The sequence below is a fragment of the Neisseria sp. P0021.S007 genome (assembly GCF_051956855.1).
This window is the reverse complement of the sequence record NZ_JBQCXA010001386.1, coordinates 1-489: the sequence shown is the minus strand read 5'-3', so window position 1 is coordinate 489 and position 489 is coordinate 1. Positions and strand designations below refer to the sequence as shown.

The following is a 489-nucleotide window of genomic DNA, read 5'->3' as shown; positions in this document are numbered from 1 at the left end:
CTTTGAAGGTAACAGTGTCGCCGACTTTGGCGTTGACGTAGCCGGGCTCGAACACCATGCTGCCGTCTTTGCCGTTGTCGAGCATTTTGATTTCGTGGTTGGCGGCGTATGCGCTTAGGGAAGCGGTCAGCATGAGGAGGAAGAGGGATTTTTTCATGGGAAAGTCCTTTTTGTGAAGAGTATAAAATGATTGCGTGGCTGGTTTCTTGGTGGCGGATTCCCAAGCTAGGATTGCCGCATCGGGCGGATAACGGGCAGGCCTTTGCTGTCGTACAAAAGCTCGATGTCCACTTTATACAGCCTGCCTATCATGTCCGCCTGCAACACGTCCTGCGGCGCGCCCTGCGCCTGTACTTTGCCTTCACCAAGCAGAATCACGCCGTCTGAAAACTGCGCGGCGAGGCTCAAATCGTGCAACACCATCAGCGTAACCAGATTGTGTTCGTGCGTGTATTGCACCACGCGCTCCAAAAGATTGAGCTGATGGTG

2 pseudogenes are annotated in these 489 nt (G+C 53.8%); both read right to left on the bottom strand.

The annotated features are described in order from the left end of the window. Positions 1-157, bottom strand: a pseudogene (locus ACTHUR_RS19310) (pseudoazurin); the annotation flags it as partial. A 68-nt stretch (positions 158-225) separates the two neighbouring features. Then, positions 226-489: pseudogene (locus ACTHUR_RS19305) on the bottom strand (ABC transporter ATP-binding protein); the annotation flags it as partial.